Raw genomic sequence first — 6038 nt, 5'->3', positions numbered from 1 at the left:
AGGCCCAGGCGCACGAGCGGGTGCTTCAGCACCGCCAGCAGGGGCGCCGGCGCCGTCGGATCGGCCGCCAGGCGCGCGACCAGCGCGGTCAGCGCGCCGACTCGGCAGCCGGCCAGCGCCTCGCCTGCAGAAGAGTCGGGGACGACGCCCCAGCGTCCCAGCTTCGCCGTCACCCGCCGCGCCAAGGTCTGGTCGGGCGTCACCAGGGCGGCGGTGCGGCCTGGCGTCTCCAGCGCCTCGCGCAGCAGGAGGGCCGCGACCGTGGCGGCCTCGTCCTCGTTGCGGGCGCTGACGGTGGAGAGGCCGCAAAGCCCCTCGGCGATCGGGTCGACCCCGTCGGCGCCGCCTTCGTCGCGCAGGGCGGCGATGGCGTGCAGCCAGTCCGCCGTGGCCTCCGCCGGGCGCAGCGCCTCGTTGACCACCCGCCGGCGCCAGCGCGCCTGGCTGGCGAAGCCCTGGGAGGCGGGCCAGGTCAGGACCTCGGCGCGTTCGACGGCGGCGCGGGCCAGCAGCCGTCGCATCGCGCCCTGCGGGTGCTGCTCGCCGACCTGTCGCCAAGCGTCCTCGGCCAGGCTGTCGTCGAGCCCGGGCAGCACGACGCAGCCCTGGGGCGCTGCGGCGATCACCCGCAGGAGTTCGGCGGTGGCGGGCGCCGTCCCGGTCGAGCCCGCGGCCACCAGCACGCCGCGCGGCGGGTTCAGCGTCCAGACCTCGGCCAGCCGGCGCAGCAGCCGCACCCGCCGCTCGGAGACGTCGATCACGCCCAGCGCCGCCAGCCGCCTCGGCCACTCGCGCAGCGCCGTCTCCAGGAAGTCGCGGCTGACGCGCCAGTGCTCGGCGAGGTCCGCCTCGACCAGGTCGGCGAGCCGGTCCCCGGCCTCGATCTCCTCGATCTGCAGGCTGTCGAGGAAGCCGCCCAACGCCTCGCCCAGCTCCAGGGCCGAGGCCGCGGTCAGCTCGCGCCCGGGCAGCAGGCGCTCGTGGTCGGCGACCAGGCGAGTGAGCTCGAAGCGCCGGCGCAGCGGCTCGATCGCGATGGGCAGGTCGAGCGCCAGATCGCCGGGCTCGAACGGCGGCTCGCCCTGTTCCAGGTCGCCCAGCGGCCGCATCTGCGGCGGCAGCACCGCGGTTCCGTCGGCGGCGGCGACGAAGGCGTCGGCCAGGGCGCGTGCGCCGCGGCGGGTGGGGGTGAGCACCGTCGCCTCGGAAAGGGCCTCGGGGCCGAGCGGGCTCAGCGCCTCGAACAGGCCGCGCGCGAGGTCCTCGGCGAAGGGCCGGTGCGCCGGGATGTTGAACCAGCGCGGTCCGGGGGCGCCGAAGAGCGCGCTCATTCCAGCCGCATCTCGGCCAGGTCGCGGGCGGCGGGGTCGCCGACGTGCATCCAAAAGGCGTCCATCGGCACGCCGTGCAGCCGGCCCTCGGCCTGCAGCCGATGCCAGACGGGCACGATCGAGAACGGGCCGGCGAACGGCGAGCCGTCGAGGATCTGCGGCTTCATGATGCCGAAGCCGACGTTGGCGAAGGGCGTGACCACGTCGGGCGAGGCGGAGTGGGTGAGCCGGCCCGCATCGTCCATCAGGAAGCCCTGCGGCCCCTCGAAGCCGATGCCGCGCCCGCGCGCCACCAGCAGCAGCAGGAGGTCCATCGCCGCCGGGTCCCAGGCCCGTTTCAGCGCCTCGAGCGGCGGCTCGCCGGCCTCGGTCCACAGGGAGTCTATGTTGGCGACGAAGAACGGCGCCTCGCCCAGCAGCCGGCGCGCCTTCTGGATGCCGCCGCCGGAATCCAGCAAGAGCTCGCGCTCGTCGGAGATCAGCACCTCCAGGTCGCGGCGGCCGGCCAGGTGCGTCTCCATCTGGTCGGCGAAGTGGTGGACATTGACCACCGCCCGCTCGACGCCGGCGGCGACCAGCTCGTCCAGCACCCGGTCGATCAGAGTGCGCCCGGCCACCGGCGCCAGGGCCTTGGGCATGGAATCCGTCAGCGGCCGCATGCGGGTGCCGAGGCCGGCGGCCAGCACCATGGCGGTCTTTGGTCCCGGAGCGCTCATGCGCGCGCCTCGGCCGGCACGTGGCGGTCGAACCAGCATTGCAGCCCGGCGAGCGCCGGATCCCGCAGATTGCGCTCCAGGTAGCGCCAGGTCCGCGGCATGTAGGCCCGGTACTGGTCGCGGCCGGCCAGGGCCTGGCGGGCGAACACCCGGCCGAGGATCCGCGCGGCGTTGGCGGCCGCGAGCGCCCGGTAGTCGGCGAGGAAGGCCTCGCGGTCGATGCCGGTCCGCCGGTCCAGGAACCGGTCGAGCATTGCGGCCTCCAGCTCCGGCGAGACGTCGCGGCGGGCGTCCTGCAGCAGGTGCGTCAGATCCCAGGCCGGGTGGGCGCGGACCGCATCCTGGAAGTCGAGCAGGCCGACGCGCGCGGCGCCCGCCCGCTCCGGCAGCCAGAGCAGGTTCTGCGCGTGATAATCCCGGTGGGTGAAGACGCAGGCGCCGGCCTCGCCGCGCACCCAGACCGGCGCCCAGAGCGCGTCCCACTCGGCGACGGCTTCGGCCGGGAAGGCGGCGATCCGCGCGAACTGCGGCCAGAACTCCAGGAAGGTGTCCGTGCCGATCTTCAGCGCCAGGGTGTCGTAGCTGAGCAGAGGCCAGGCCGCGCCGCCGGCTTCGAGCACCTGGGGCGGCGGGGCCTCCTGCAGCGCGGCCTGGACGTCGACCGCGGCTTCGTAAAGCGGCCGCTCCGGCAAACCCTCCTCGATCAGCGTCGCGAACAGGCCATCGCCCAGGTCCTCCAGCACCGCCAGGCCCGCGGCGCAGTCGTGCGCCAGGATCTGCGGCGCCGAAAGCCGGCGCTCGCGCAGGTAGCCGGCGACGGCGACGAAGGCCGCCACCGAGCCGGCGGCCAGGCGCGAGGCGGCGTTGTAGCCGAGCGCGATCCGCTGCTCGGGCGTCGCGTCCGGCGGGCAGACCGAGCTCTCCAGCGCCGGCGGCTGGTCCATGAAGATCAGGCGCTGGCCGCTGGCCAGATGCAGGCGCTCGTAGCGGCGCGTCGAGGCGTCGCCGCTCAAGGGCTCCCGCCGCGCGCGGTCGAAACCGTGGCGCGCCAGGAACGCCGTCTTCAGCGCCTCACGATCAAAGCTCAAGTCGCCGTCCTTCCCACGCCCCGTGCGCCGCCAGCCGGGCGACGCGGGCCTTGTCATTGTCCGAAAGCGCAATCTCTACATCGAGTCGGTCGCGCGGCAGGGCGTCCTGAAGCCGCGCGGGCCATTCGATCACCGCCGCGCCCTGGTCGAGCGCCTCGTCCAGACCGATTTCATAGGCCTCCTCGGGCGAGGAGAGGCGATAGAGATCGAAGTGGGCGACGTTCAGCCGCGGCCCCTCGTAGAACTGCACCAGGGTGAAGGTGGGCGAGGGCACCTCCTCGTCCGGCGTGGTCAGTGCGCGCACGAGCGCCCGCGCCAGGGTCGACTTGCCGGCGCCCAGCGGCCCGGTCAGGCACACCGCCTCGCCGGGCTGCAGCGCCGCGGCGATGGCGCGGCCGAGCGCCTGCGTGGCCGCCTCGTCGGGCAGGGTGAGAGTGGCGGGGAGGTCCATGTGACGGTTTTAGCCCGTCTCGCCCCCGAGAAAAGGCGAAGCCTGAACTGCTCGCGCCCTGAGGGGGAGGATCTTAGAACCCCGCATCCGGGTTCGCCGGCAGGGTCTCCTCGACATGGGCCTTCAGCCGCTTGGTGATCTCGGCGGCGTCGCCCGCCAGCGCCTCGGGCGGGATCGGCGCGCCTACGGTCAGCGCGAAGCGGCCGCCCCGCTTGTTCAGCAGCTCGTGGAACAGGGTGATGTCGCGCAGCTCCTGCGACCAGCCGTGGAACAGGTGGAAGAGGGTCGACCAGGGGCCGGCGACGTGAATGGGCAGCACCGGCGCGCGGTGCTTGCGGGCCACGGCGATCGCGGTGGGCGCCCAGGGCGGATCGAGGAGGCGGCCGTCGGCCTGGCGGCGCGCCAGCCGCCCCGAGGGGAAGATCACCAGGCAGCGCTCGGCTTCCATCGCCGCCCGCGTCGCCTCGAGGGTCAGGCGCGCGCTCTGGCGCGTCCGCTTGGCCTCGATCCATTCCACCGGGATCAGCACCTCGTCGAGGCGCGGCGAGACGCGGCGGGCGTCCGCGTTGGCGTAGAAACAGAGGTCGGAACGCACGCGTCTGAGGGCGTCGTTGACGGCGATCCCGTCGGCGATGCCGGTCGGATGGTTGCAGACCACGATCAGCCGGCGCGACGGGGGCGTGCGCTCCAGGCCTCGGGCCTCGACCTTCAGGGCCAGCAGGTCGGAGACGTGGTCCAGCGCCGCCTGGCCCGAGAGCGGGGCGATGGCGTCGGCCATCCGGCGCGCCTTGCGGTAGTCCAGCAGGGCGTAGAGCAGCGGCCGCGCCAGGGGCCAGATCGGGCTGGCCGCTAGCCTCGGCGCGCGCTCGGCGATCAGCACGTCGACGATGTGCGGCGCGGGCCGCTGGCGCGGCAGGGACTGGACGGGCGAGGCGAGCGTCATTCTGGGACGCAAGGATGCGCCGCGCCGCAGCAGCCGGGCAAGTCCGTGCACGAAGTTCGGCCGCGCGCCCTTGCGGCCGCGGGGAAGCGACGCCAAATGCCGGCTCCTCCAGCCGCGCAGGCCGGTGGCGCCGAACTCGCAACTGGTTCCCGCCAGGCGCCCCCGGAAAACTCTTGCTGGAGTCAAAACTTCTTGCGTGGCCGGTCGCGGTCGGCGCCATTACACAGTGTCGTGTCCTTGGAGCCGAGAGGGGCCCATGCTGCGATGTCGAAAACCTGAAAGCCGGATGCGGCTTTGAACGCAGCTTCGCCGCGCAGACGTCATCATGCCGTCGCGTAGCAGGCCTAAATCGCCCCGCGAGAAGCGGGGACTTCTCCCGTAAGAGTAGCTGGAGCTCAGTATGGCTCTGAAGATTTCCGTCGTTCCTGTCGGGAACGGCTGGGCGGTCCGTTCGACCGTCTTCGAGAATGAGATGCTTTTCGTCGCCGGCGCCAAGGCCGAGGCGGCGGCGCGGGCGCTTGCCCGCCGTTACGCGGCCCGCGGCGAGAGCGCCGAGGTGTCTATCTTCCTGCGCGACGGCTCGGTCGCCGGGCGTTTCCTGCACGCCGCGTCCCCCGACCACCTGGACGCCATCCCCGCATAACTTGATTTGCGCCAGCTTGCGTCTTGCGAAGGTTGCGCTTGGGCCTAACCTGCCGCTGACGGTTGCGTAAATCTCGGCGGCGGGAGGCTGCGGCATGCGACGGTTCAAGCTGTGGGGCTCGATCGTCCTGATCCTGGCGGTGATCGCCGCCGGCGTCTGGGCGACGTGGAGCTTCGAGCTGCGCTGGCGGCCGAAGACCATCACGCGCCACCAGGCCGAGATCGTCCAGCTGATCGAGCATTCCGGCTGGGTGTCGCCGGGCCTGAAGGGCAAGCCGCTCTATATGGTCTCGTTCCGCAGCTGCCCCGACTGCATCCGCTTCCGGACAGAGGAGTTCCCGGCGCTGCAGGCGGCGAACGTCGACACCCGGGTGATCGAGATCGCCCGGCGCGACGTCAACGGCCTGGCCAAGTCCACGCCCATCGAGCGGGCCACCGTGGCCCAGCTCTGGCTGACGCGCGACTGGAAGCTGCTGGAGGCCTGGGAGGCGGTCCCGGTCGAGGCCTGGAAGGCGCCCGGCGTCCCGCCCGCCGACGGGGACATGGCGCGCCTGGCGGTGGTCGAGAGCGGCCGCTCGATGGTCGACCGTCTGCGCCCGCTCTTGAAGGACAACGGCGTCGACCTGCGCTACCCGACCCTGATCTGGTGGAACGACGAGGGGCAGATGCGCGCCTGCGCCTGCGAGAAGCGGCAGACCTACCGGTTCGTGCGCAAGGAACTGGGGGCCTAGAGGCTGTTAGGAACTCAACATAGTGGCGACAGCCTTGTTGAGCATGATGCAGGCGAAGGCTGCGAAGTGGAGGCCTTTGACGGTCTCGGGCAGTCGTTCGTAGTCGCGGACGAGTCTGCGGAAACGTGTGGCCCAG

Annotated in this window: 6 protein-coding genes and 1 pseudogene; 2 read left to right on the top strand and 5 right to left on the bottom strand. The window is 72.6% G+C overall.

Annotated features, from left to right (window positions below; genetic code table 11):
• The 5 genes and pseudogenes from VJS38_RS18070 to VJS38_RS18050 form a co-directional block, all read right to left on the bottom strand.
• Positions 1-1331, bottom strand: a pseudogene (locus VJS38_RS18070) (double-strand break repair protein AddB); the annotation flags it as partial.
• Positions 1328-2047 (bottom strand): nucleotidyltransferase family protein, encoded by a 720-nt coding sequence (locus tag VJS38_RS18065; protein WP_324089540.1) that lies wholly within the window; start codon positions 2045-2047, stop codon positions 1328-1330. The pseudogene VJS38_RS18070 and the gene VJS38_RS18065, both read right to left, overlap by 4 nt.
• Positions 2044-3135, bottom strand: a complete 1092-nt coding sequence (amgK, locus tag VJS38_RS18060) for an N-acetylmuramate/N-acetylglucosamine kinase AmgK (protein ID WP_324089539.1) — start codon at positions 3133-3135, stop codon at positions 2044-2046. The genes VJS38_RS18065 and amgK overlap by 4 nt, the downstream gene beginning before the upstream one ends.
• A complete protein-coding gene (tsaE, locus tag VJS38_RS18055) occupies positions 3125-3586 on the bottom strand; it encodes a tRNA (adenosine(37)-N6)-threonylcarbamoyltransferase complex ATPase subunit type 1 TsaE (protein WP_324089538.1) in 462 nt (153 codons plus the stop codon). The genes amgK and tsaE overlap by 11 nt, the downstream gene beginning before the upstream one ends.
• A 73-nt stretch (positions 3587-3659) precedes the next feature.
• A complete protein-coding gene (locus VJS38_RS18050; RefSeq protein WP_324089541.1) occupies positions 3660-4529 on the bottom strand; it encodes a GNAT family N-acetyltransferase in 870 nt (289 codons plus the stop codon).
• 400 nt (positions 4530-4929) lie between these two features.
• Between VJS38_RS18050 and VJS38_RS18045 the strand changes: the two genes are divergently transcribed.
• Positions 4930-5172: a hypothetical protein gene (locus VJS38_RS18045; protein WP_324089537.1), complete on the top strand. Its 243-nt coding sequence runs from the start codon at positions 4930-4932 to the stop codon at positions 5170-5172.
• A 94-nt stretch (positions 5173-5266) separates the two neighbouring features.
• Positions 5267-5902 (top strand): hypothetical protein, encoded by a 636-nt coding sequence (locus tag VJS38_RS18040; protein ID WP_324089536.1) that lies wholly within the window; start codon positions 5267-5269, stop codon positions 5900-5902.
• The last annotated feature ends 136 nt before the right edge of the window (positions 5903-6038 follow it).

This window comes from Phenylobacterium sp. (genome assembly GCF_035276905.1).
Lineage (GTDB): Bacteria > Pseudomonadota > Alphaproteobacteria > Caulobacterales > Caulobacteraceae > Phenylobacterium.
This window is presented reverse-complemented; position numbering and strand designations above follow the sequence as displayed.

Coding starts and splice junctions, on each gene's coding strand:
- VJS38_RS18065 (WP_324089540.1), bottom strand. CDS start 2,047: ATGAGCGCTCCGGGACCAAAGACCGCCATGGTGCTGGCCGCCGGCCTC.
- tsaE (WP_324089538.1), bottom strand. CDS start 3,586: ATGGACCTCCCCGCCACTCTCACCCTGCCCGACGAGGCGGCCACGCAG.
- VJS38_RS18050 (WP_324089541.1), bottom strand. CDS start 4,529: ATGACGCTCGCCTCGCCCGTCCAGTCCCTGCCGCGCCAGCGGCCCGCG.
- VJS38_RS18045 (WP_324089537.1), top strand. CDS start 4,930: ATGGCTCTGAAGATTTCCGTCGTTCCTGTCGGGAACGGCTGGGCGGTC.
- VJS38_RS18040 (WP_324089536.1), top strand. CDS start 5,267: ATGCGACGGTTCAAGCTGTGGGGCTCGATCGTCCTGATCCTGGCGGTG.